Source organism: Sorangium sp. So ce119, from assembly GCF_051524405.1.
Lineage (GTDB): Bacteria > Myxococcota_A > Polyangia > Polyangiales > Polyangiaceae > Sorangium > Sorangium cellulosum_G.
In genome coordinates this window covers 11,587,656-11,612,248 of sequence record NZ_CP150310.1, presented here as the reverse complement: position 1 = coordinate 11,612,248, position 24,593 = coordinate 11,587,656, and the positions used below count along the sequence as shown (strand labels likewise).

The 24,593-nt window shown below is 70.8% G+C and carries 24 protein-coding genes; 20 read left to right on the top strand and 4 right to left on the bottom strand.

The genetic code is table 11. The features are described from left to right. Positions 1–10: 10 nt before the first annotated feature. Positions 11–574, bottom strand: a complete 564-nt coding sequence (efp, locus tag WME76_RS43865; RefSeq protein WP_437958098.1) for an elongation factor P — start codon at positions 572–574, stop codon at positions 11–13. Positions 575–757: 183 nt separating this feature from the next. On the opposite strand from efp, the gene WME76_RS43860 reads away from it, so the two are divergent. Next, positions 758–1,618 (top strand): tetratricopeptide repeat protein, encoded by an 861-nt coding sequence (locus WME76_RS43860; RefSeq protein WP_061607258.1) that lies wholly within the window; start codon positions 758–760, stop codon positions 1,616–1,618. A gap of 84 nt (positions 1,619–1,702) precedes the next feature. On the opposite strand, the gene WME76_RS43855 is transcribed toward WME76_RS43860, so the two are convergent. Further along, the gene (locus WME76_RS43855) at positions 1,703–2,722 is read right to left on the bottom strand and encodes a hypothetical protein (protein ID WP_437958097.1); all 1,020 of its coding nucleotides are present in this window, start codon (positions 2,720–2,722) and stop codon (positions 1,703–1,705) included. A 79-nt stretch (positions 2,723–2,801) separates the two neighbouring features. Next, positions 2,802–4,799 (bottom strand): molecular chaperone HtpG, encoded by a 1,998-nt coding sequence (gene htpG / locus WME76_RS43850; RefSeq protein WP_437958096.1) that lies wholly within the window; start codon positions 4,797–4,799, stop codon positions 2,802–2,804. Positions 4,800–5,172: 373 nt separating this feature from the next. On the opposite strand from htpG, the gene WME76_RS43845 reads away from it, so the two are divergent. From WME76_RS43845 to hisN, 3 genes are all read left to right on the top strand, one after another. Beyond that, positions 5,173–6,240: a hypothetical protein gene (locus WME76_RS43845; protein WP_437958095.1), complete on the top strand. Its 1,068-nt coding sequence runs from the start codon at positions 5,173–5,175 to the stop codon at positions 6,238–6,240. A gap of 113 nt (positions 6,241–6,353) precedes the next feature. Then, the gene (locus WME76_RS43840) at positions 6,354–7,397 is read left to right on the top strand and encodes an alpha/beta hydrolase (protein WP_437958094.1); all 1,044 of its coding nucleotides are present in this window, start codon (positions 6,354–6,356) and stop codon (positions 7,395–7,397) included. Between the two features lie 90 nt (positions 7,398–7,487). Continuing rightward, positions 7,488–8,285: a histidinol-phosphatase gene (gene hisN, locus WME76_RS43835; RefSeq protein WP_437958093.1), complete on the top strand. Its 798-nt coding sequence runs from the start codon at positions 7,488–7,490 to the stop codon at positions 8,283–8,285. A 63-nt stretch (positions 8,286–8,348) separates the two neighbouring features. Here the strand turns inward: hisN and WME76_RS43830 are convergent, their stop codons facing one another. After that, a complete protein-coding gene (locus tag WME76_RS43830) occupies positions 8,349–9,038 on the bottom strand; it encodes a TetR/AcrR family transcriptional regulator (protein ID WP_437958092.1) in 690 nt (229 codons plus the stop codon). A 116-nt stretch (positions 9,039–9,154) separates the two neighbouring features. Here WME76_RS43830 and WME76_RS43825 point away from each other — a divergent pair, with 116 nt between their 5' ends. The 16 genes from WME76_RS43825 (at position 9,155) to WME76_RS43750 (ending at position 24,582) form a co-directional block, all read left to right on the top strand. Then, a complete protein-coding gene (locus WME76_RS43825; RefSeq protein ID WP_437958091.1) occupies positions 9,155–9,763 on the top strand; it encodes a hypothetical protein in 609 nt (202 codons plus the stop codon). Between the two features lie 126 nt (positions 9,764–9,889). Beyond that, positions 9,890–10,273, top strand: a complete 384-nt coding sequence (locus WME76_RS43820) for a (2Fe-2S) ferredoxin domain-containing protein (RefSeq protein WP_437958090.1) — start codon at positions 9,890–9,892, stop codon at positions 10,271–10,273. Next, entirely contained in the window at positions 10,273–10,716 is a 444-nt protein-coding gene (locus tag WME76_RS43815) for a hypothetical protein (RefSeq protein WP_433932443.1), read from the top strand. The genes WME76_RS43820 and WME76_RS43815 overlap by 1 nt, the downstream gene beginning before the upstream one ends. Before the next feature lie 5 nt (positions 10,717–10,721). Then, positions 10,722–11,279 (top strand): isochorismatase family protein, encoded by a 558-nt coding sequence (locus WME76_RS43810; RefSeq protein ID WP_437958089.1) that lies wholly within the window; start codon positions 10,722–10,724, stop codon positions 11,277–11,279. A 164-nt stretch (positions 11,280–11,443) separates the two neighbouring features. Then, positions 11,444–12,856, top strand: a complete 1,413-nt coding sequence (locus WME76_RS43805; protein ID WP_437288050.1) for a sigma-54-dependent transcriptional regulator — start codon at positions 11,444–11,446, stop codon at positions 12,854–12,856. A 208-nt stretch (positions 12,857–13,064) separates the two neighbouring features. After that, positions 13,065–14,051 carry a type II secretion system protein GspC gene (gene gspC / locus WME76_RS43800; protein WP_437958088.1) on the top strand — a complete coding sequence of 329 codons (987 nt, stop codon included), beginning with the start codon at positions 13,065–13,067 and terminating at the stop codon, positions 14,049–14,051. A 93-nt stretch (positions 14,052–14,144) separates the two neighbouring features. Continuing rightward, positions 14,145–14,435: a hypothetical protein gene (locus tag WME76_RS43795; protein WP_437958087.1), complete on the top strand. Its 291-nt coding sequence runs from the start codon at positions 14,145–14,147 to the stop codon at positions 14,433–14,435. Positions 14,436–14,487: 52 nt separating this feature from the next. Then, the gene (gene gspD / locus WME76_RS43790) at positions 14,488–17,121 is read left to right on the top strand and encodes a type II secretion system secretin GspD (protein ID WP_437958086.1); all 2,634 of its coding nucleotides are present in this window, start codon (positions 14,488–14,490) and stop codon (positions 17,119–17,121) included. Next, a complete protein-coding gene (gene gspE, locus WME76_RS43785; protein ID WP_437958085.1) occupies positions 17,118–18,890 on the top strand; it encodes a type II secretion system ATPase GspE in 1,773 nt (590 codons plus the stop codon). Before gspD ends, gspE begins: the two co-directional genes overlap by 4 nt. Positions 18,891–18,898: 8 nt before the next feature. Then, entirely contained in the window at positions 18,899–20,125 is a 1,227-nt protein-coding gene (gspF, locus tag WME76_RS43780; RefSeq protein WP_437958084.1) for a type II secretion system inner membrane protein GspF, read from the top strand. Positions 20,126–20,132: 7 nt separating this feature from the next. Further along, positions 20,133–20,546 (top strand): type II secretion system protein GspG, encoded by a 414-nt coding sequence (locus WME76_RS43775; RefSeq protein ID WP_061615412.1) that lies wholly within the window; start codon positions 20,133–20,135, stop codon positions 20,544–20,546. Positions 20,547–20,549: 3 nt separating this feature from the next. Then, complete coding sequence (locus WME76_RS43770; protein WP_433932435.1) at positions 20,550–21,002, top strand: type II secretion system protein; 453 nt, start codon at positions 20,550–20,552, stop codon at positions 21,000–21,002. 25 nt (positions 21,003–21,027) lie between these two features. Next, positions 21,028–21,726 (top strand): pilus assembly FimT family protein, encoded by a 699-nt coding sequence (locus WME76_RS43765; protein WP_437958083.1) that lies wholly within the window; start codon positions 21,028–21,030, stop codon positions 21,724–21,726. Continuing rightward, positions 21,726–22,385, top strand: coding sequence for a type IV pilus modification PilV family protein (locus WME76_RS43760; RefSeq protein ID WP_437958082.1), 660 nt, complete (start codon positions 21,726–21,728; stop codon positions 22,383–22,385). The genes WME76_RS43765 and WME76_RS43760 overlap by 1 nt, the downstream gene beginning before the upstream one ends. Continuing rightward, positions 22,382–23,107: a type II secretion system protein GspJ gene (locus WME76_RS43755; RefSeq protein ID WP_437958081.1), complete on the top strand. Its 726-nt coding sequence runs from the start codon at positions 22,382–22,384 to the stop codon at positions 23,105–23,107. Before WME76_RS43760 ends, WME76_RS43755 begins: the two co-directional genes overlap by 4 nt. Next, positions 23,104–24,582 carry a general secretion pathway protein GspK gene (locus tag WME76_RS43750; RefSeq protein ID WP_437958080.1) on the top strand — a complete coding sequence of 493 codons (1,479 nt, stop codon included), beginning with the start codon at positions 23,104–23,106 and terminating at the stop codon, positions 24,580–24,582. The genes WME76_RS43755 and WME76_RS43750 overlap by 4 nt, the downstream gene beginning before the upstream one ends. The last annotated feature ends 11 nt before the right edge of the window (positions 24,583–24,593 follow it).

Sequence of the window (24,593 nt, the reverse complement as noted above, 5' to 3'; positions counted from 1 at the left end):
CAGCCGAGGATCAGCCCTTGTTGACGCGCTCCAGGTACTTGCCGTCGGCCGTGTCGATCTTGATCCACTCGCCCTCCTTCACGAAGAGCGGGACGTTGACCGTCGCGCCGGTCGACACCGTGGCGGGCTTGGTGGCGCCGCTCGCCGTGTCGCCCTTCACGCCCGGCTCGCTGCTCACGATCTGGAGCACCACGTGAGGGGGCATGCTGACGCCGATCGGCTGCCCGTTGAACAGGGTCACGTCGATCGACATCCCGTCGCTCAGCCACTGGGAGTCCTCGCCGATCTTCTCGCCGGGGACGGTGAGCTGCTCGCCGGTGGCCGGGTCCATGAACACGAAGTCCGTGCCCTCGGGATAGATGTACTGGAGGCTGCGCTCTTCCACGTCCGCCGGCTCCAGCTTCTCACCCGATTTGTACGTCCGCTCCAGCACGGCGCCGGTCGCCATGTTCCGGATCTTGACGCGGGTGAACGCCTGCCCCTTTCCCGGCTTGACGAACTGGAAGTCGATGACCGAGTAGGGCTGGCCGTCGACCATCATCTTGAGGCCTTTTCGGATGTCGCTTGTGTCCATGGGCAGAGCTTCCTGGTAGCGTAAGGGCGGCCTGTCGGCGAGGCCGGGGACCGCGGGCGCGGCCCCCTGGCGCGGCTCGGGCGTCCGCGTTCGCGGCGTTCCGGGCGCGGTCGGGGTCCGCGTGCGCGGCCCCCTTAGCACGAGCGCGGCCCCCTGCACAGGGCGCGGTTTCAGGACCTGAAAATGCACGACTTCGACGACGAGCTCCGGGAGATCAAGCGTGAGATCGTGGAGTCCCGTGGGCTCATCATCAAGACGAACAACCTCACGAACGCCCTCGCCGCCGATCTGAAGAGCATCTCCAAGCGCCAGATGGCGTACGAGCGGCGCGCCTTCTGGAACAGCGCGAGCGCGAACCTGCTCTTCGTGATCGTGGTGATCGGCGTGGTCAAGCTCGCCTGGGACGCGCGCGTCGACGCCGTCCAGGCCGAGACCAAGGGCGCGCGTGACCGCATCGCGAAGCACGAGGCCGATCTCAAGGAAATGCAGCAGCGGAGCGACGCGCGCGCCAAGGCCGAGAGCGACGCCGCGGCGTTTTACGAGCTCATCCGCGCCGAGCGGCGGCAGGAGGTGATCGAGGGCTTCGAGGCGCTGCGGAAGGCGCCGCTCACCCGGGCCGAGCTCGCGTTCTTCACGGACGCTGTCGACAAGGCGCGGTCGGAGCTCTCGATCAAGTCGTACCAGACGGGCCTCGATCACATGCGGACGGGCCGCTGGCACGAGGCCGCGGTCGCCTTCGAGGACGCGATCCGCCAGAAGGAGACGGCGTCGCACACCCCCTCGGCCCGGCTCAACCTGGCGCGCGCCTACCGCAGGCTGAACCGGCAGCGCGACGCGATCCCGCTGCTCATGACGCTCTCCGAGGCGTCGCCCGACCGCGAGGTCATGGACGACGCGACCTTCCTCCTCGCCGAGTGCCTCCTCGACATCCAGGCCTGGAACGACGCGAAGACGACGCTGCGCTCGTTCATTCGCCGCTTCCCGGACAGCGCGTTCATCAACGACGCGCGCCTCGCGCTGGCCGACGTCTCGCTCCGGCACTGACGCGCGCCGCGCAGCGCGCATCGGGCGTTGGCCGGCGCCGGCCGGCGCCGCCCGGGCGCGCGGCGTGCGACGCGGGCGCCGGCTTCAGGACCGGGAGCGCACGTCGATCCGGCGCGGCTCGTCCTGCTTCTCGAACCAGCTCGACCGGAGCTGGCGGCGGAGGCCCGACGCGAACAGGCAATCGCGGAACGCGTTCTGCTCGAAGGTCACCGCGCTGTGCGCGATGGGGGCGTGGATGAAGATCGCGCGGCCGCTGAGGAGCTGCTTGCGCGTGAGCTCGCCCGGGCGGCGCTCGTGCAGGCACGAGACCCCCTGCGCCTCGAGCGCGCGCGCGAGCTCCAGGTTCAGCCGCCGCACGTCGCCCGCCACGAAGTGGCTGATCAGCTTGTGCCTGTCGCGCCCCGACCGGTCCTTCCGCTCGAGCACCCAGTCGCGGTACGCGTCGACCTCGCCGTACAGCGCGTCGAACAGGTACACCTCGTTCACCTCGCAGCCGCCGTGGCGGAGGCACGCGGCCGCGACGCGGTATCCGCCCGAGTGCGCCGACAGGCAGAGCATGCCGAGCCTCGCCTGCCGCGGGACGGCAGAGTCGCCGAGCGCCCGTCGCGCCGCGGGGCTCGAGAGCACCGCCGCGAGCTCGCCGCACAGCCGCCGGAGGCCGCCCTGCTGCCCCAGCTTGCCCGGGGGCGACTCGGCCGCGTTCACCGCGCCCTGCGGCACGACGAGCACCGCGTTCTGCTTGCTCTCGTGGAGCTGCTCGCGGAGCTTGTGCGCCGCGATGGCCCGCTCCGCGGTGGTGACGTGGCCGTGGAAGTGCATCACGAGATCGAGCTCACCGCTCTCCGGCGCGCGGTAGTGGGCCGGCACGAAGACCATCACCGTCTCGTCCCGGTACGGCGCCCCGTCGCAGGGGAACGGCGCTTGCGACAGCTCGAGCTTCAGCGTCACGCCGATCGCGGAGGTCTCTACCCCCTTCACCCTCGACGCCGCGGCGAGCGCCGGCGCCGGGTCCCAGAGCCCCGGCGCCGCCGCGGCGCCGCCCGCCACCCCGAGCGCCCGGAGGAACGCCCGGCGGCCGAGCGCGGGCGCTGCGAAGCGGGACAACCTGCCGTCCTCGTCCGATGCCACCCCGGCGCGCGTACTATGAGGCCCGGATCAGGGCCAAGAAACCGCCCGTGCGGGGCTACTGGCCGCCGACCGCCGCCGTGCTCACCTGCGCGAGCAGGTCCTGGATGCGCCGGACGAGCTTCGCCGGCTCCTGCACCACGCCCTCGACGAGGAGCGCCTGGTCGAGGAGCAGCTCGGACCACTGCTTCACCCGCTCCGAGTCGGGCTCGCGCCCCGCCAGGATGTTGAGGTTCTTCACGACCGGGTGCCCCGGGTTGAGCTCCAGGATCCGCTTCGACTCCTCGGTGTTCTGGTCGATGAGCTTCATGATCCGCTCGAGGTTCGCCCCTGGGTCGCCCTCGGCGGCGACGAGGCAGCTCGCGCTGTCGGTCAGGCGCCGCGAGACGCGCACGTCCTTCACGCGGTCGCCCAGCGCCGCCTTGACCGCCGCCACGGCCGCGTCCACCGACGCCTCGGGCTCGTCCTTCTTCTCCGGCTCGCCGCCGAGGTCGACGTCGCCGTGCGTCACGCTCTTGAGCCGGCGCTTGTCGAACTCGTTCAGCGCCTTCACGAACCACTCGTCGACCGGATCGACGAGGAACAGCACGTCGTAGCCGCGCTTCCGGAACGCCTCGAGGTGCGGGCTCTGCTCGACAGCGCGGCGGCCGAGCCCCGTCACGTAATAGATCTCCTTCTGCTCGTCCGGCATCTTCTCCACGTAGTCGCGCAGCGAGATCGCCTTGCCGGCCTCGGTGTTCATCGACTCGAACCGGCAGAGCTCGGCGATCGCGTCCTTGTTCTTCCAGTCGCTGGTCGCGCCTTCCTTGATGACCCGGCCGAACTCCTTCCAGAAGGTCGCGTACCGCTCGGGGTCCGACTCGGAGAGATCCTTCAGCGCCTTGAGCACCTGCTTGACGATCTGCTGCTCGATCTGCGAGAGCGTGCGGTTCTCCTGGAGCATCTCGCGCGAGACGTTCAGCGACAGATCCTCGGAGTCGACGACGCCGCGCAGGAAGCGCAGGTACATCGGCGTGAGCTTGTCGCAGTCCTCGACGATGAGGACGCGCTTCGCGTAGAGGCGGATCGCCCTGCGGTCCTTGTGGAACATGTCCGCCGGCGCCCTCTCGGGCACGTACAGCAGCGCGTGGAACTGCACCGGCGCGTCGATCGACAGGTGCACGGTCAGCAGCGGCTTTTCCCCCTCGTAGCCGCCGGTCACGTGCCGGAAGAACTCGGCGTGCTGCTCCTCGGTGATCTGCGACTTGGGCAGCGTCCAGAGGGCGGCCGAGCGGTTCGCGACCTCGTCGTTCACCTTGATGGGGAAGTGGACGAAGTCGGAGTACTTGCGGATGATCTCCTTGACGCGCCAGGCCTTCGTGTACTCGCGCGCGTCCTCCTTGAGGTGGAGGACGATCTTCGTGCCGGGGTGCTCGCGATCGCCGGAGGCCACGGTGAAGGAGCCCGCGCCGGACGACCGCCACAGGACGGGCTCGGCGCCCGGCAGCATCGAGCGGGTCTGCACGTCGACGCGCGAGGCGACCATGAACGCGGCGTAGAAGCCGACGCCGAACTGGCCGATGAGCTGCAGCTTGCCGCCGTCCTTCTTCTGCTTCGCGGCCTCGGCGTTGGCCTTCAGGAACTCCAGCGAGCCCGAGCGCGCGATGGTGCCGAGGTTCTCCACCACCTCGTCCCGGGTCATGCCGATGCCGTTGTCCTCGATGGTGAGGGTCCGGGCGGCGTCGTCGAGCGTGATGAGGATCGCGGGCTCGCCCGCCTGCTCGGCGACGCCCTCGCGCGTGAGGGCCAGGAAGCGCGCCTTGTCCAGGGCGTCCGACGCGTTCGAGATGAGCTCGCGCAGGAAGACCTCCTGGTTGGCGTAGAGCGAGTTGATGACCAGCGCGAGGACCTGCTGCACCTCGGCCTGGAAGGGGAGCTCGACGGCCCCGGCCGCCCTGGCCTCATCCGACGCGGGCGACGCGGGCGACGCGGGAGGGGGGGCGCCCGGCTCCGCGCCCGAAGGCTGGGCAGAGGGCGTGGGTCCGCTGGTTTCGGGGTTCTGGCTTTCCGTGTTCATCTCGGCGACCAAATGGATCCGATTTTCGAAAGGGCAATCCCCTGACGCGCCGTCGAGCGACGCCTCTACCGCGCCCCCGGGCCCCGCCCATCTCCGGGCTCGCCTGCCGCTTCGCTCCCCGGGCCCGGGTCGGGGCTCACCGGGTCACCCAGGTCGCGATCTGCGCCGAGGTCGGACGCTGCGCGCCTGGCCTCTCACGTCGAGGTCGCTGTCCCCGATCCCCGCATGTACGCTCGGCTTTTCTGGAGAGTTAGGGTTTCTTCGGGGGGGCAGGGGCGCTAGATTCACGGAGGTTGCACCCACGCCGTCGGGGAAATCTGTTGTGGTAGCACTTCTCCGTGCAGTATTCCGTCTTGTCCCGACAATCGGGATCTTGGCGCTCGCGGGGTGCGGCGACCGGGGCAAGGCGACGGCCGGTGCGGACGCGAAGCGCCCTCCCGCCTTGCTTCAGTTCGAGGGCCATCTCTACGTCCCCACGGAGACGAGCGACTTCAAGATCCTCGAGCGCGTGCGGGCGCAGACGCGCTCCCTGTTCACGGGGCTGCGGCGCTCCCGGGTGATGGTGAGCCGGCGCGAGGTCCAGGGCGCGACCACGGACCTCTTCGTCAAGGAAGCCGTCACCGTCGTGGACACGGCCACGGGGCAGCGCGACGTCGCGCTCCGCGTGCGGTACCGCTATGTAGCCCGGCCGGAGATCGCGAACGGCATCGACGATCGCACGGAGCTCGCGCTCGCGCTGCTGCACCGGGAGGACGACGCGGTCGCGGAGCGGGTGCTCCAGGAGTGCACGGCGAAGCCCGAGCTGACCAGGGGGGGTCACAGCGCCGTCGGCCTCGATTTCGATCCGTCCCTCCCGAGATGCAAGGCCGCGATCGACGCGGAGCAGGCGGCGATCGACGCCGCGCGCGCGAAGGTCCCCGAGCTCGCCGGCGCGCCGCCGGGGTCCGCCACGGACACCGTCACGGTCGAGGAGGTCCGGCGTGTGTACCTCCCGACCCGGGTGACGGTCGAGCTCCGCGACCGGAGGCCGGGCGAGGTCGCGCCGCGCTACATCCCGGTGGATCGCCCGGAGGAGATCGCGCGGGGCCCGGTGGTGGACCCTTCCGGCGCCGAGCTTCCCGAGGAGCTCGAGCCGGCGGCGGTGATCATCGACCCGGATGTCGCGACGCGCACGCCGGAGGAGAGGGCGATCGCCGAGGGCACGCTGCTGCCGAAGATGCCCGGGTCGGGCGGCACGACCGCCGAGATCGGCGGGAAGCGGCTACCCCAGGTCATGAGCCCCGCGGTCGCGGAGGCGCAGCAGCGCAAGGCGGCGGAGGCCCAGAACGATCGGTTCGAGATCCCGTTCGAGACGCTGGCCGACCCCAAGTTCCTGGTGGTGTGGCTGAGCCTCCTGATGGCTTACCCCATCCTCCGGGGCGACCCGCGGAAGCGGGGCTGACGTCGCCGCGCTCTCGATCCGGGGGGCGGCGACGTCGAGCTCGGCGCGGAGCATCGAGCGGATGCGCTCCGAGAGCGACGCGCCCGCGGGGAGCGCGCATTAAGGTTCTCGCCATGATGCTGCGTTTCATGGGGATATTCAGTCTCGCGTTCATGGAGACGGCCGTCGAGCGCGCCCGCCGGGGGCCCGCTCGCCCGAGCTGGGGCTTCGGCTTCGAGTGGGTTGTCCGGGCGCTCCGCCGCGACTTCATCGACATGCTCGGCTGGCCATATCCGAGGATGCGCGCCGACATGGACGCGCGCTTCTATCCCGAGAAGACCGTCCGGCGCGTCAAGCGAACGAGCGACACGTTGCGGGGCATCCCTGCGGTGTGGTTCGAGCCACCGGGCGCGATGGATCGAGGGGTCATCCTCTATTTTCATGGAGGCTCGTACCTGTTCGGCTCCACGAAGACCCACGCGGACATGATGGCGCGGCTCGCGCTGGCGAGCGGCGCGCGCGTGGTGGGGATCGATTACCGGCTCGGGCCGGAGCATCGCTATCCCGCCCAGCTCGACGACGCGCTCGCCGCCTTCGACGCGCTGGTCGAGCGGGGCCACGCGCCCGGGGAGATCGCGCTCGCGGGCGACTCCGCCGGGGGCAACCTCGCGCTCGTGGCCCAGCTCGCGCTGCGCGACCGGGGCGAGCAGGCGCGCTGCGCCGCGCTGATCTCTCCCTGGCTCGACCTCACCTCGAGCAGCGCCTCGACGCGCGCGAACGAGCCGACCGATTACGGGACCACGGAGGGCCTGTTGCGCCAGGCGCGCGACTTCGCGGGCGCGATCCCGCTCGACGACCCCCGGCTGTCTCCGCTGCACGCGCGGCTCGACGGCCTGGCGTCGCTGTTCATCCAGGTCGGCGACGCCGAGCGCCTCCATGACGAGGGCCTGGAGCTCGCGCGACGGGCCCGCGAGGCGCGTGTCGACGTCACGCTCGACGTGCTGCGCGACATGCCGCACAACGGACCGGTCCTTGCCGAGTACCACCCTGAAGGCGCCCGGGCGGCCGAGACGCTGGGATCGTACCTGCGAGCGTGCCTGTCGGGGGGCGCGCAGGCGCCGCATCCACGGGAGTCGTCGCTGCGCCCGTGTGATGGGGAGTCTGCGCGCCGGGCCTGAGCGCCGCGCCGGTTGCGGTGCGCGCGCGCCGCGCGTACTGGATCGCGCCCACGGGTTCGCCTCGTGGGGACCTCGAGGAGGACGGAGACGATGATCCCTTCCCAGGAACTTGTCGATCTGGCCCAGCGGCTGGCGGACGCGAGCGGCGCCGTGATCCGGCGCTATTTCCGCAAGGGCATCGAGGCCGACGACAAGGAGGACGCGAGCCCGGTGACGGTCGCGGACCGCGAGGCGGAGGCGGCCTTGCGGGAAATCCTCGCCGCGCGCGCGCCGGGCCACGGGATCGTGGGAGAGGAGCTCGGCCGCGAGAACGAGGGGGCGGAGCTCGTGTGGGTGCTCGATCCCATCGACGGGACGAAGGCGTTCATCACGGGCAAGCCGCTCTTCGGCACGCTCATCGCCCTGCTGCACCGGGGGCGGCCCGTGCTCGGCGTCATCGATCAGCCCGTGCTGGGGGAGCGCTGGCTCGGCGTGGTGGGCCGGGAGACGCTGTGGAACGGCGAGCCGGCGCGCGTCCGCGCCTGCGCGGGGCTCTCGGAGGTGCGCCTCTCCACGACCGGGCCGCAGTACTTCTCGCCGGCGGCGGCGCGCGCCTTCGGGGCGGTCGCGGCCCGGGCGAAGCTCGTGAGCTACGGGGGCGACTGTTACCAGTACGGCCTCGTGGCGAGCGGCTGCGTCGATGTCGTCGTCGAGCACGGCCTCAAGCTCCACGACTTCGCGGCGCTCGTCCCCGTGATCACCGGCGCCGGAGGGATCATGACCGACTGGGAAGGGCGCCCCCTCGACGCCGCGAGCGCCGGGGACGTGGTGGCCGCCGGCGACCCGCGCGCTCACGCCGAGGTGCTCGCCGCGCTCCGCGCCGGCCGTCCGGAGCGAGGCGATGGCTGAGGCGGGCTGAGGGCTGCGCGCCGGGGCCTTGCCAGCCGGACCGTCGCGCGCCCGGCCCATGGCTCATGCGCGGAGCCCTCGGTGCTGGAGCGCGAGGGCGTTCTTCAGCACCGGATCCAGCGCGGCGGTGAGCGTCACGAAGCCGCTGAGCCAGGAGAGGAGCGCCGCGAAGTACAGGGCAAAGATGTTGTGCGCTGCCGCGAGCGGGTCGATGTCGCTCCCGACCTCGCCGCGCACCTGGGCGTCGCGCACGAGGGCCGCGATGCGGTGCAGGAACGCGAACGTGAGGGCGTTCATCCGCTCTCCGTTCGGGCCTGACGCGCCCGGAAAGGCCTTCACGAACGCCTGCGACACGAGCGGCTGCTCGCCGTACATCGCGAACAGCCTCTGGAACACGTGGAGGAGCTGCGGGAGCAGGGGCTCCTTCCGCGGCAGCGCCTCGAACGCCGCGTCGACCGTGGCCGCGATCCGGTCGTGCATCACCATCATGAGCAGGTCGGCCTTGTCGCGCGCGTGCACGAACACCGTCCCCGTCGCGACCTCCGCGCGCTCCGCGACCGCCTTGGTCGTCGTGCCGTCGTAACCGAGCTCGGTGAAGAGCGCCCACGCGGCGTCCCGGATCCGCCGGCGGGTGTCGAGCTTCTGCTGGGCGCGCCCGCCGCGCCCGGGCGCCGGCGTGGACGGCGCATCCGGCGTGGCCGGCGTGGCAGCTCCCTTCCGGCGCTTCGCCGAGCCTTTACTGACCTTGCTCATCGTCCGGGGAATCTGTTTCCACGCACTCGATCGAGTCAACCCCCCTCCACGCTTGACAGGACGAGCGTTCATGGTGACCATGGTCAGTGACTGAAGTCATTGAATGAGGTGGTGCCATGGCTCTGGTCCATTACGACGAAGGCCTCACGATGCGGCAGGCGCGGGCGATCTACTTCGACGTGAACCGCTTCGGCGCGGACGGCGGGTACGGCGACGCGTGGGTCGACTTCAAGCTCGGCCCGCTCCCGGTCCCGTTTCCGAACACGCACGCGCGGGTGCGCGCGGTCCGCTACCACGACCTGCACCACGTGCTCACGGGCTACGACACGAACACGATCGGCGAGTTCGAGATCTCGGCCTGGGAGATCGGCGCCGGCTGCAAGGACTTCGTCGCCGCGTGGCAGCTCAACCTGGGCGGCCTCTTCGCCGGGTTGCTCTCGGCGCCCCGCCGCACGGTCCGCGCGTTCTTCCGCGGCCGCCGCAGCGAGACCCTGTATGGCCGCCCGTTCGAGGCGCTGCTCGACCGCACGGTGGGCGAGCTGCGCCGGGAGATGCGCGTGGATGCGCCCTCGTCCGGCCCGGCGGCGAGCGACGTGCTCTGGCTCGCGCTCGCGAGCCTCGCGGGCCTCGCGGTGGGCGTCCTCGGCTTCGCGTTCGTGCTCGTCGTGGCGCCGATCGGGATCGTGAACCTGGCGCTGCGCCGCCGGCGACAAGCAGCCGGCTGAGCCCGCGCGCGGCGTGTCCTCCCCCACCCCTCGGCCGCCGCGTCCTCTCTCCCCGCGCTGCGCGCGCCCCGCGCCCTCCCCCGCCCCAGCTTGACCTGGCGCCCGCCCCGCACGAGGATCCGCCCCGTGCCCCAGCGAAAGCGCTACCTCTTCGTCTGCGTCAACCGCCGCCCCGATGGCGTTCCGAAGGGCTCCTGCGCCCAGCGCGGCGCCGAGGGGATCCACGCGCAGCTCAAGGCCGCCCTCGCCGAGCGCGGCCTCGCCAGGGTCGAGGCGCGCGCCTGCACCTCGAGCTGCCTCGACGTCTGCTGGGCCGGCCCCGTCATCGCGGTGGAGCCGGACGGCTACTTCTACGGCCGCGTGACGGCCGCGGACGTCCCCGAGATCGTCGACGCCCTCGCCGCGGGCCGCCGCGTCGAGCGGCTCGTGCTCCCGCCCGAGGACTTCACGGAGGCGACGGCCGGCCCGCCGCTGCCGGCGCCGCCCCGCGGCGCCACGCCGGGGGCGTGATGCGCGGCTTCGAGTTCTGCGAGACCATGGCCGGGAGCTTCCACCTGGTCGACGCCCCCGCCGACGAGCGGCCCATGTCGTTCACGATCCGCGCGCGCTCGCGCGGCCTCCTCCACTTCCTGCGCAAGCCCGAGGTCGAGATCGAGGGCGAGATCGACGCCGAGGGGTTCGCCGACCACCGCTACCTGTCCGGGCGGCTCGGGCTCGACCTCGCGCGCACCGGCACCCTGCCCTACTCCTTCGAGTTCACCGCCAACGACGGCCGCCGCTGCGCGTTCGCCGGCCGCAAGACCGTCCGCCCCGGCGACCTCCTCGAGTCGATGACCGTCCTGCCCGGCGTCCTCGTCGGCGAGGGCGGCGCCGTGATCGGCGAGGCGCTCCTCCGCTTCGACCTGCGGAGCGACCTGCTCCGGTTCCTGAAGAGCTTCCGCGCCACGAGGTAGCCGCCATGCGAAGACTCGATCCCGCCGCGAGCGCGGTCATCATCATCGACGTCCAGGAGAAGCTCGCCGCCGCGATGCCGGCGCCCCAGATGGACGCGCTGACCCGCGCGGCGACGGTGCTCATCGAGGCGGCGCGGCGCCTCGGCGCGCCCGTCCTCGCGACCGAGCAGTACCCAGCGGGGCTCGGGCGGACCATCGCGCCCATCGCCGAGAAGCTCGCCCAGGCGGGCGCGCCGGTCCTCTCCAAGATGGAGTTCTCCGCCTGTGACGCCGTCGAGTTCGACCGCGCGCTCACCCAGCGCGCACCGCGCACCGCCGTCGTCGTCGGCCTGGAGGCGCACGTCTGCGTCTTCCAGACCGTGCGCGACCTCGCCGGCCGCGGCGTCGAGGTCCACGTGCCCCTCGACGGCGTCGCCTCGCGCCGCGACGACCACCGGCTCGCCGGCCTCGACCTCTGCCGCGCGGCCGGCGCCACGATCACGACCGCGGAGACCCTCGTCTTCGACTGGCTCCGGGTCGCCGGGACGGACGACTTCAAGCACCTCTCGAAGCTCATCCGCTGACCCCGGCGACGCCGGCCCGCGCCCCGTCGCGCCCCGGATCGCGCGCTTTCCCGGGCAGCGCATCCTGACAACGTCGGCGTGCCACTTTGTCAGACCGGCCGATCGGACTTTGTCAGACCCGTGCTCGGCTGGACACCGCGCTCGCACCTATGACATAGTGGCGCATGGCTGACGATCTGGCACAAGTCGGAGCACCGCCGAGCGCGCCTCCGCCCGCTGGCGCCGCGCCGCCGCCCGGCGCCCCCACGGTCCTCGTGGTCGACGACGAGCCGTCGAACGTCGCCTCCATCGAGAAGATCTTCCAGCGCGACGGCATGCGCGTCATCACGGCGGACAGCGCCAAGGCGGCGCTCGAGATCGTGCGCAGCCGCCGCGTCGAGGTCGTCCTCACCGACCTGATGATGCCGGGGGTCAGCGGCCTCGAGCTGCTCCGCGCGCTGAAGCAGATCGCGCCCGACACCGAGGTCGTGATGATGACCGCGTACGGGACCGTCGAGACCGCGGTCCAGGCCATGCGCGAGGGCGCCTACGACTTCGTCGAGAAGCCGCTCAAGCGGATGACGATCATCAAGAGCGTGCGCAAGGCGGCCGAGCGCCAGTCGCTCGTCGCCGAGAACCGCTCGCTTCGGCAGGAGATCAAGCTGCTCACGAAGCGCGAGATCGTCGGCTCGAGCCCGACGCTCCGCCGCGTGCTCGACATCGCCACCCAGGCGGCGCCCTCGAGCGCCACGGTGCTCGTGCTCGGCGAGAGCGGCACCGGCAAGGAGCTGCTCTCGCGCTTCATCCACGAGCGCAGCGCCCGATCGCGCGGGCCGTTCGTCGCGGTCAACTGCGCCGCCATCCCGGAGACCATCCTCGAGGCGGAGCTCTTCGGCCACGAGCGCGGGGCGTTCACCGGCGCCCTCGCCAAGCGCGAGGGCCGCTTCGCCAAGGCCGCCGGCGGCACGCTGTTCCTCGACGAGATCGGCGAGCTCTCGCCGGCCGTGCAGGTGAAGCTCCTCCGCGTGCTCCAGGAGGGCGAGTACGAGCCCGTCGGCGGCGACACCGTGCGCGCCGACGTGCGCCTCGTCGCGGCCACCAACAAGGACCTCCGCGCCGAGGTCGCCGCCGGCCGCTTCCGCGAGGACCTGTTCTATCGGCTCAACGTGATCGCGATCACGGCGCCCCCGCTCAGGACCCGGCGCGAGGACATCCCGCTCCTCGTCGACCACTTCCTCGGCGTCTACTGCACGAAGAACAACCGCCCCCGCCTGGAGGCGCCGCGCGACGTGCTCGCGCGCCTCACCGACTACACGTGGCCGGGCAACGTCCGCGAGCTCGAGAACGTGATCGAGCGCGCCGTGGTGCTCTGCCGCGGCGACCAGCTCTCGGTCGACGACCTGCCCGACTTCATCCGCGAGGCTGCCCCGGCCGAGCCGAGCTCGCTGACCTTCTCGGTCGGCACCCCCCTCGACGAGGTCGAGCGCAGGCTCATCCGCGAGACGCTCCGCCACGCCCGGGGCGACAAGTCGGTGGCCGCGCAGCTCCTCGGCATCTCCACGCGCACCATCTATCGAAAGCTCGGCGAGCTGGAGTGACGCGGCGCGCGCCCCCCGGCGGAGAGCGACCGCCCCGGCTTGCCGGCACCCCCATGAAAATCCATTTGTCACTTTGGCAAGGCGAGGCCGTCCGACGCGCTTCGGGTGCGTCACCTTGGCGGGGCAGCTTCCGTGATTCCGTGAAAATGGCGGCGAGCTGCCGAAGATTGACCACTGGCATGGAACTCGCCTAGAGGAGCATGGGCGCATGGGCATCGACGCGATCCTGAAGCGGTATTTTCCCTGGGTGCTGGGCGTGTTGATCGCGCTCGCCGCCTATTTCCAGGCGTCGGGCATGGGTCAGCTCGTGGCCTCCAGCGTCGCGGTCGACGCGCCGCCGCCGCCGCCGCCGAGCCCCCCGGCGCGCCCGGGGGCGTTCGGGTCAACTGCGAACAGCACCGACCACGCGACGAACGCCGGGCCGATCCTGTCGCGGAACCCGTTCGACTCGGTGACGGGGCCGCTCGACGGCAAGCCGGTCGAGCTCCCGAACGTCCAGCAGGAGATGGCCAACAAGGACCCGTACGCGGATCCGTCGTGCGACGGCACCCGCGTCCTGCTCATCACGCAGGCCGAGGATCCGGAGTGGTCGTTCGCGGCCATGGCCGGCTCGGACGGCAAGGCGATCTTGCGCCGGCAAGGGGATGAGATCGCCGGGCAGACCGTTTACTACGTGGGGTGGGATCGGGTCTGGCTGACCTCCGGCAGCGCGCGCTGCCAGGCCATCGTGGGCGGCACCAACGCCGGCGCGCGGGCCAGCTCCTCGCCGGCGCCCACGACGGCGCCGCCGCCCACGGCGTCGACGTCGAAGGCGGCCGCCCGCGGCGGCAAGAAGGTCCCGCCGGAGATCGCCTCGAAGATCCAGCGGGTGAGCGAGACGGAGTTCAACGTGGAGCGCAGCGCGGTCGACGCCATCCTGGAGAACCAGGGCGAGCTGATGCGCTCTGCGCGCATCGTCCCCGAGAAGGAGGGCGACAAGGTGGTCGGCATCCGTATGTTCGGAATTCGACCGGACTCGCTGCTCGGGACGCTCGGCCTGGAGAACGGAGATCGGCTGTCCAGCATCAACGGGTTTGAGATGAGCGATCCGCAAAAGGCCCTCGAGGCCTATGCGCGGCTCCGGACGGCGGACAGGCTCACGGTGACGATCAACCGCAAGGGAAAGCCGATGAACATCGACTTCAACATCAAGTGAGCGCTCCGGACTGAACCTCGGGGACCGAAGCAGGCGACACCGGACGAGACCAGACGAAACCAGGGTAGCGGCATGGCGCGATGGATAGGGAGATTGAACGAGGGGAGCCTGCTCCGACGGACGCTGTTGTATGTCGGCACGTTCGTCCTCGGCTCTCTCACGTTCGTCGGGATCATGAGCCTCCTCCTCGTGTCGGTCGCCAGGGCCGTCCTGCCGCCCCGCAACGCCGATGGATCCGCGGCGGAAGCGACGGAGGAGGCCGAGAGCGAGGCCACCTCCGCGACGAGCAAGACCGCCCTGGGCAAGACATCCCGCTCGAAGCGGCCGCGGCCCCCCTCGCCGGCCGAGCGCGAGAGCGCGCCGAGCGCGCCGAGCGCCGACTGAGCGGCGCCGCCTCCCCCCTTATCAACCCACGCAGAGAATATCGAGCCGACTGATGGTGATGACGACCCTCGAGCGACCCCGCTGCCTCCGGAGGAGGCTCCTCGCCGCGCCGGTGGCGGCGCTCGTGCTCGCCGCGGCGGCGCCGCCCGCCGCAGCGCAGCCCGCGAACCGCAACGCCCCCGTGCTGCGGACCCCTGGCCAGAGCGCGCCGGCCCCGGGCCGCCCCGGGATCCCCTCGGGCGCGGCCGCGGCGGGCGCCGCGGGCGCGGGCGCTGCAGCCACGGGCGCGCCGGGCGCGCCGGGCGCCGCCGGTGCGCCGGGCGCGGCAGGCGCCGCGGGCGCGCCGGGCGACGCCGGAGACGATCCGCTCGCCGGGGTGAAGCAAGGCGTCCAGGAGATCGAGTTCAAGCCGAAGCCCGGCGGCTACAAGGTCAGCTTCAACCTCGACGAGGCCGATCTCCCCGAGCTGGTGAAGGCGATCAGCAACATCACCGGACGCCGCTTCATCTACGGCGGCAAGCTCCGGCAGATCAAGGCCACGGTGTACGCGCCGGAGAAGGTGACCGTCGCCGAGGCGTACAGCGCGTTCCTGTCGATCCTCGCCTCGAACGACCTCACCGTCATCCCCCACGGGCGCTTCCTCAAGATCGTCGAGACGCCCGGCGCCGTGTCGGAGACGACCCCCGTGTTCGGCGCCGCCGCGCCCGTGCCCGCGGAGGACCGGTTCGTCACCCGCCTCTACCGGCTGTCCCATATCGACGCCAACGACGCGGGCGGCGTCCTGACCAAGTTCAAGTCGAAGGACGGCGACGTCACCGTCTACCCGCCCGGCAACCTGCTCATCATCACGGACACCGGATCGAACATCCAGCGCATGCTCCGCATCGTCGAGGAGATCGACGTCGGCGGCGCCGGCGATCAGCTCTGGGTGCAGCCGGTGCATTACGGCTCCGCGGCCGAGGTCGCGACGAAGCTGAACGAGATCGTGGACCCGAGGGCGGCGGGCGGCGCCGGCGGCAGGCCCGGCCGGGGCGGCGCCGGCGGCACCGGCGCCCGCATCATCGCGGACGACAGGACCAACTCGCTCGTCATCACCGCCTCCGAGCCGGACTACCTGCGCGTCCTCGGCATCCTGAAGCGCCTCGACGTGCCGCAGTCGGGCGAGGGGCAGGTCCACGTGCTCTCGCTCCAGCACGCCGGCTGCAAGGAGCTGTCGGCGACCCTGAACCAGGTGCTCGGCGGCGGCAGCGGCGGCGGCGGCGCGGCCGTGGGCGGCCGGGGGGCCGCGCGCAACGCCCCCGCGGTGCCCGGCTCGACCGACGACATCTTCGAGGGCCAGGTGAAGGTCACCTGCGACGAGGCGAGCAACAAGCTCCTCATCACCTCGTCCCCCCACGATTACGCCCAGCTCCGCGCCGTGATCGACCAGCTCGACGAGCCGCGCCGGCAGGTGTTCATCGAGGCCGTGATCATGGACGTGAACGTCAACCGCTCGCTCGATTTCGGCATCGGCTACCACGCTGGCGCGCCGTTCGACACCGAGCAGGGCCAGGGCCTCGTGTACGGCGGCAACAACGTCGTCCCCTCGGTCGGCGGCTTGCCGTCGCAGCTCGGCGCGCTCGCGCTCGGCGTCCGGGGCGCCGAGATCCCGGGCTCGAACAACATCTTCGGGACGGGCCTGTCGATCCCCGCGTTCGGCGTCGTCCTCCACGCGCTGGCCCAGGACGGCGACTCCAACGTCCTCGCGACGCCGCACATCCTCGCGACCGACAACGTGCCGGCCGAGATCTCGATCGGCCAGAACATCCCGCTCCAGACCAACGTGGGCGGCGGCGGGCTCAACCAGCTCGCGAGCCTGGCGGGCGGCGCGGGGGCCGCGGGCGGGCTCGGCGGGCTCGGCGGCCTGCTCGGCGGCCTCGGCGGCCTCGGCGGCGCCGCCGCGCGCCAGGACGTCGGCACGAAGATCAAGGTCATCCCCCACGTCAACGACTCGGACCAGGTGCGGCTGGAGCTCACCGAGGAGATCTCCGACGCCGGCGCCCCGCTCGAGGGCGCGCTCGGCGCGATCCCCATCAACAAGCGCACCGCGAGCACCACCCTCGTCGTCCGGGACCAGCAGACCGTGGTGATCGGCGGCCTCGTGCGCGACGGCACGACGACCTCGGAGACGAAGATCCCGGTGCTCGGCGACATCCCGGTGCTCGGGTTCCTGTTCCGGCAGCGGGTCAGGACCAAGACGAAGACGAACCTGCTCCTCGTGCTGACGCCCTACGTCATCCGCGACCAGGAGGACCTCCGCGCCATCTTCGAGCGCAAGATGCAGGAGCGGCAGGAGTTCATCGACCGCTACTTCGTCTTCAGCGACAGCGCCGCGTGGGAGCCGCCGCGCGACTTCGGCCGGTCGAACGGGCTCGTCGAGGACATCCGGCAGTCGATCCTGACCGAGGAGGAGCGCGCGCGGCTCGAGGAGGAGGCCCGGCCGAAGGTGCCGCGGGAGCACACGCCGGTGGAGCCGGTGGGGCTGCCGGTCTTCGGCGGCAAGAGCGCCGGCGGCGGGCCGATGCCCCCTGGTATGGTGGAGATGGACGGCGACGCGCCCCCGCCCCCGCCGCCGAACGGGGCCGCGCCGCCCCCGCGAACGCCGCGGCGACCGATCGGCGGGCGGCAGATGGAGCGGGTCGAATGAGCATGCAGCAGTATCTTGGCGAGATCCTGGTCCGCCGGGGCGTCGTCCCCGCGGAGCGGCTCGTGCCGCTCTACGACACCGTCCGCGAGCGCGGTCAGCCGCTCGCGGACCTCATCGTCTCCTCCAACATCGCCGACGAGGCGAGCATCGCGAAGGCGCTCGCGGAGGAGTGCGAGGTCGGCTTCCTCCAGCGCATCGACATCGACGCGGTGCCGCTCGAGCTCGCGAGCCGGGTGCCGATCACCTACGCCAAGCAGCACAAGATCCTGCCGCTCGCCGAGCACGATGGGGTCGTCTACTGCGCGACCGCCGACCCCCTCGACACGACCGCGATCGACGACGTGCGGGCGCTGTTCGGCAAGCCGGTCGAGATCGCCGTCGCGACGAGCGACACCGTGCTGAACGCGATCAACCGCATCTGGGAGAAGAAGGAGGACGGCGGGACGAAGCTCGAGGGCGAGGCGGCGCTCGAGGAGGACAACCTCGTCGACATCATCGACTCGGACGACGACGCCCCGATCATCGCCTGGGTCAACGGCCTCTTCGCGCAGGCCGTCCGCGAGCGCGCGAGCGACATCCACATCGAGCCCGAGGAGCGCGACGTCGTCGTCCGCTACCGGATCGACGGCGAGCTCTACGTCGCGAAGCGCGCCTCGAAGCAGTTCATGGCGCCGATCATCGCGCGCGTGAAGATCATGGCGTCGCTCAACATCGCCGAGAAGCGGCTCCCGCAGGACGGCCGCATCACGCTGAAGATCGCGGGCAAGAGCGTCGACATCCGCGTCTCCACGGTGCCGACGAGCCGCGGCTTCGAGCGGATCGTGATGCGTATCCTGCACAAGGCCTCGGTCCTGCTCGGGCTCGACGACCTCGGCTTCGCGCCGCGCGAGTACGCCCTGATGGACGGGCTCATCCAGCGGCCGGACGGCATCATCCTCGTCACCGGCCCGACCGGCAGCGGCAAGACGACCACGCTCTACGCCTGCCTCAACCGGATCAACGAGCCGAGCCGGAACATCCTCACGGCCGAGGACCCGGTCGAGTACGAGATCGGCGGCATTCACCAGATCCACGTCCACCCCGGGATCGGGCTCACCTTCGCCTCGGCGCTGCGCGCCTTCCTCCGGCAGGACCCGGACGTGATCATGGTCGGCGAGATCCGCGACAAGGAGACGGCCGAGATCGCGATCCACGCGTCGCTCACCGGCCACCTCGTGCTCTCGACCATCCACACGAACGACGCGGCCGGCGCCGTGACGCGCCTCGTCGAGATGGAGATCGAGCCGTTCCTCGTGCGGAGCAGCGTGATCGGCATCCTCGCCCAGCGCCTCGTGCGCCTGCTCTGCCCGACCTGCAAGGTCGCCTACCGCCCCTCCGACTACGAGCTCCAGCAGCTCGGCCTCGACCAGGACCGGCTCGCCTGGAAGGCCCGGCGGAAGCTGTCGAACCGGTACGGCGTGCACGGACAGAAATACGACTACATCGGGCAGGACATCGACCGGGCCGTGTTCTACAAACCCGGGGGCTGCGACGCCTGCAACCAGAAGGGCTTCATCGGCCGGCGGGGCATCTACGAGCTGATGATCATCGACGACGCGGTGGGCCCGCTCATCCTGAAGAGCGCGGACGCGCAGACCATCAAGCGGGTCGCCATTTCCCAGGGGATGGATACGCTCCGTGACGACGGGGCGCGCAAGGTGCTCCAGGGCACCACCACCGTCGAGGAGGTGCTCGCGGCGACCCAGGAAGACGTCATCGTCGACGAGTAGGGAAGGCCGTGGCGGTATTCGAATACAAAGGCATCCTCGTCGGCACCGGCAAGCCGGTCAAAGGGGTCCGCGACGCGGAGAACGCGAAGGCCCTGCGCGCCGCCCTGCGCAAGGACGGCATCATGCTCACCGGCGCGACCGAGGAGCAGGCCGCCAAGGCGAAGGCGAAGCGCGACATCAAGATCCTCGCCTTCGCGGGCCGCCCCTCGACGTCCGAGGTCGCCGTGATGACCCGCCAGCTCGCGACGCTCATCGGCGCCGGCATCCCGCTCTTCGAGTCGCTCAACGCGCTCATCGAGCAGGTCGAGAAGGAGTCGCTGAAGAAGGTCCTCACGCAGGTGCGCGAGCAGGTGCGCGAGGGCACGAGCTTCGCGAAGGCCCTGGAGGCGCACCCCTCCGTCTTCCCGCCCCTCTACGTGAGCATGGTGCGCGCCGGCGAGGCCTCCGGCACGCTCGAGGGCGTGCTGACCCGCCTGACCACCTTCATGGAGAACCAGGCGAAGCTCGTGGGCAAGGTGACCGCGGCGCTCGCCTACCCGGCGCTGATGGCGCTCATCGGCATCGGGCTCATCTCGGTGCTCATGATCGCGGTCGTGCCGAACGTGACGGGCATCTTCGCCTCGATGGACCAGGCGCTGCCCTGGTACACCGCGGCGCTCATCGGCACCTCGGCGTTCGCCGCGAGCTACTGGTGGCTCGTGCTGCTCGCGCTCGCCGGCGCGATCTACGGGTTCCGCCGCTGGGTGCGGACGCCGAAGGGGCGCCTCCGGTGGGACACGTTCGTGCTGCGGGCGCCGATCTTCGGCAAGCTCATCCAGATGCTCTCCATCGCGCGCTTCGCCCGGACGCTCGCGACGCTGCTCTCGTCGGGCGTCGCGCTCCTCAGCGCGATGGACATCGTGCGGAGCGTGCTCGGCAACGCCGCCCTGGAGAAGGTCGTCGTCGACGCCATCGCCTCGATCCGCGAGGGCCAGAGCATCGCCGAGCCGCTGAAGCGCAGCGGCCGGTTCCCGCCGATCGTCACCCACATGATCGCCATCGGTGAGAAGAGCGGGCAGCTCGAGTCGATGCTGGAGAACGTCGCCAACGCCTACGACTCCGCCGTGGAGACCCGCGTCCAGGTGCTCACCAGCCTGCTCGAGCCGCTCATGATCGTCATCATGGGCGGCGCGGTCGCGTTCATCGCGATCTCGATCCTCATGCCGCTCATCCAGATGTCGAGCTTCGTCGGGTAGGTGGCTCATGGGGCGCCGCAGGCAGCGAGAGAGCACGATCTTCTTCCCCTGGGAGCGCGGCGGCGGGCTCTTCCGGCGGAGCGGCGTGGCGCGCGCGAAGCCCTTCGCCGCCGGCATCGCGATGGCGGTCCTGCTGCTGCTGCTCGGCGCGCGCGAGCGGCGGCTGGTGGGAATTCGGTCGACCCGCGCCACGTTGTCCGTCGTCCACGGGGCGATCACGCTCTACCGCGCCGATCACGAGCGGCGGTGCCCGGGCTCCCTGGAAGAGCTGAAGCGCGAGGGATACCTCGCGATCGACCCGGTCGACGCGTGGGGCAGGCCGCTCCGGCTCACCTGCCCTGGCAGGAAGGATCCGGAGGGATACGATCTGATGAGCGACGGGCCGGACGGCGAAATCGGCGGACTTGACAGGGTGGAGTGAGAGATGGAGACGAACAGAGCAAGCAGCGCAAGAAGGATTCGACGGCTGGGCCGGAGGCTCTCGCGGGGCGTGACCCTGGTCGAGGTGCTGATCGTGGTGACGATCATGGCGATCATCGCCGGCGGCGCCACGCTCGTGGTGTGGCCGAAGCTCAAGCAGTCGCGCGTCAAGAGCGCCTATACCGGGGCGACGATCATCAAGAGCGCCGCGGAGCAGTACCAGCAGCTCGGCGCGGGCAGCGACGGGTGTCCGACCATCCAGACGCTGGTGAGCGCGAAGCAGATCGACGGCAACAAGACGGACGATCCCTGGGGCCAGCCGTACAAGATCAAGTGCGATGAGGCCACCAACGAGGTTCATGTCGTCTCGTCCGGCAACGACCGGAAAGAGAACACCCCGGACGACATCCGGGACGACATGAAGCAGTCGGAGCTCAACAAGATCGCGGAGATGTAACGCCGCGCTGGACGTAGGAGCGCCCATGACACGTCGTCGCACGAGGGGACTCACGCTGGTCGAGGTGCTGATCACCGTCACGGTGATCGCGCTCATCAGCGGCTCCGTCATGCTCGGCATGGGCGCGGTCACGAGCGCGCGGCTGAAGCGGAGCGCCGCGCTGCTCGCGGGCGCCGTCCGGGTCGCCTACGCGCACGCGAACGCGAAGTCGAAGCCGGTGCGGCTGGTCTTCGACTTCGAGGAGCGGATGATCGTGCTCGAGGAGTCCACGGGCGAGCTCCTCGTCGAGAAGAACGACAGGACCGGCGGCGCCGCCGCGGCCACCGAGGCCGAGCGGGCGGCGGTGGCGGAGGCCGAGGCGATCCTGAAGGGGCCGCGCGCGCCGCGGCCCTCGTTCGCGCCGGCGAAGGCGTACGGCTTCAACCCCGAGAAGGACAGCCCCGGCAAGGAGCTCTCGAGCGGCGTCCGCTTCCTCCAGGTGGAGACGGGGCACCAGGACGAGCCCGTGACGGAGGGGCGGGCCTACCTGTATTTCTGGCCCGGCGGTCAGACCGAGCGCGCCGCGATCCAGCTCAGCCTGGGCGGCGCGGAGACCGAGGACTCGGTGATGACGGTGCTCGTCTCGCCGCTGACCGGCAAGACGGAGCTCAAGAAGGGCAAGGCGAGCATGCCGAGGCCGCGCGACGACGCCGAGGAGTCGGAGCGCGAGGACACGGGGTTCTGATGCGCGCCCGCGGCTTCACCCTGCTCGAGGTCATGGTGGCGGTCGCCATCCTCGGCCTCGGGCTCACGGCGATCCTGTCGGCGCAGGCCGGCGCCTTCTCGGCCGCGGCGCACGCGAGGAGCATCAGCTTCGCGAACGGGCTCGCGCGCTGCAAGATGACCGAGATCGAGGAGCGGCTCGCCAGGGACGGCCTGCCGGCGCTCGACGAGATCGACAGCGGGCCGTGCTGCGAGGGCGACGAGTCGCCCAACGTGAAGTGCGACTGGCGCATCGAGAAGCCCGAGATGCCCGAGCCCAACTACGGCGACCTGGACCTCGACACCGGCCTGGAGGGGCTCGGGTTCAAGCCGGGCGAGTCGAGCGGCACCGCCCCGCCGAGCGGCGAGCTCGGCGATCTCGCGCAATCGTTTGCAGGCGGCGGCGCGGGGGGCGGCAGCTCGGCGGGCGGGGTCGCCGGGATCCTGCAGCCGTTCATCGACATGCTCGCGCCGACGCTCCAGCCCATCTTCGAGGCGAGCGCGCGGCGGGTGACGGTCCGGCTGACCTGGCAGCAAGGGGCGCGGGAGCACGCGCTCGAGCTCGTGCAGTGGGTCACGATCCCCCAGATGGGCCAGCCCGAGCAGGGCGCCGAGGGCAGCGGAGAGGGGGGAGGAACATGACGGCGCGACGCGCGAGCGCCCTCGCGGGGCGCCGGCGCCGCCGGCGCGCAGGCGGCATCACGCTCCTCGAGGTCCTCGTCTCGGTGGGCATCCTCGCCCTCATCGGGACGCTCATCTACGGCGCGTTCGACGGCATGAGCCGGGCGCGCTCGGGCATCTCCCGGATGAGCGACCGCTACCACCAGGGTCGCGGCGCGATTGCGCGCATCTCGCGCGAGCTCCAGACGGCCTTTCTGTCCCGGCACCAGCCGACCGACAAGAACATCGCGGTGCGGCTCACCGCCTTCACGGGCGAGGACTCGTCGCCCGCCGATCGCATCGATTTCACCGCGTTCGCGCACCGGAGGCTCCTCAGGAACACACACGAGTCGGACCAGTGCGAGATTGGCTATTTCGGATCGCGCGACCCCGAGCGTGACAAGCTCGATCTCGTCCGGCGCGAGGCGAAGACCATCGATGTCGAGCCCACGAGGGGCGGGATCGTCAACGTGCTCGCCGAGGACATCGAGAGCTTCAACATCCAGTACCTCGATCCCGTCACCGGGGAGTGGACCGACTCGTGGGACTCGACGCAGCCGGCGGCGCAGCTCGACCGGCTCCCCTCGCAGGTGTGGGTGACGCTGGTCCTGAACGGCGGGCCGGGCGGGGAGCCCATCAAGTTCGAGACGAAGGTGCCTATCCCGATGCAGGTGCCCATCGCCTTCGGGAACACGACGCCATGAGCCGCCCCGGGCGCCATCACGACGAGAAGCGCGCCCCCGCCGCGGCGGGTGGGCGCGCGCGCCGCCGCCTGCGAACGCGGGGTGACCAGCGGGGCGTGGCGCTGGTCATGGTGCTCGGCGCGATCACGGTGCTCACCGTGTTCCTGACCGAGCTCCAGGAGGAGACCTCCACCGAGCTCTCGGCGGCGCTCGCCGATCGCGACGCGCTCCGGGCCGAGTACTACGCGAAGAGCGCCGTGAACCTGTCGCGGATGCTGATCGCCGCCGAGCCGAGCGTGAGCACGGCGCTCGGTCCGATGCTCGGGATGATCGGCATGAAGAACGCCCAGGTGCCGGTCTGGAAGTTCACCGACATGTTCCTCGGCCCCTTCAACGCGCAGCTCGTCGAGCCCGGCGTGGAGCCGCCGCCGGCGCCCGCGGGCGAGGGCAGCGCGGCGGGCAAGAACCTGGGGCTCACCGGCGGCGGCCGCTTCGAGCTCAAGATCGTCGACGAGGACTCGAAGATCAACATCAACCGCGCCGCGGACGATGTGGCCATCTCGGACCAGCTCATCGTCGGAGGCCAGCTCGCCGGCCTCATGGCCCTCGAGCAGTACAATCCGCTCTTCGAGGAGCGCGACGGTGACGGCCAGTTCTCCGACCGCATGACCATCTGCAGCGCGCTCATCGACTGGGCCGATCCAGGCGACCAGACATTCAACTGCGACTTCAAGGGAGCGCCGGGCTCCACCGGGGCCGAGGACAGCTTCTACCAGACGGTCGGCCTCCCGTATCTGCGCAAGAACGCCCCGTACGACTCGGTCGAAGAGCTACGGCTCGTCCGGGGCATGAGCGACGACTTCTGGGCGACGTTCGTCGATCCGGATCCGAGCAACCCCGACAAGAGGGTCCTTACCGTCTGGGGGAGCCGTAAGCAAAAGACGAACGTGATCTCCGCGAGCGCGCAGACGCTCTGGGCGCTGACGTGCAGCGACAACGTGGTGGATCGTGCGGCCACGCCGCTCTGCACCGATCCGAACCAGATGGCGTCGTTCCTGACCGTGACGTCGCTCGTGCAGAGCCTGACCGGGGGGCTCCTCTTTCCCACCGTGAAAGAATTCGAGATCGCGATGACCCAGAAAGAGGACAAATCCTCGGTGCTCGGAACGATGATCGGGCAGCAGCTCAAGGCGATGGGCGTCGAGCCCGTCAAATTCAAGGCGAAGCCCTCGAGTTTTCTCGGCAACAGGAGCAGCTTCTTGAGCATCTACGCCGATGGCATCGTCCCGGGGAACAAGCGCGAGACGCGCGTGCGCATTCACGCCGTGGTCGATCTCACGGGGGCAGGGAAGCTCGAGGAGGTCACGCCGAACCCGAACGAGCCCAACAGTCCCAGCTCCGACGACAAGACCGGCTCCCCCGCGACGCCGGATGCGTACGAACAAAAGGTCCGATCGAACCCCGCCGGGACGATCGTCTACTATCGCATCGACTAGGACACCCCTCC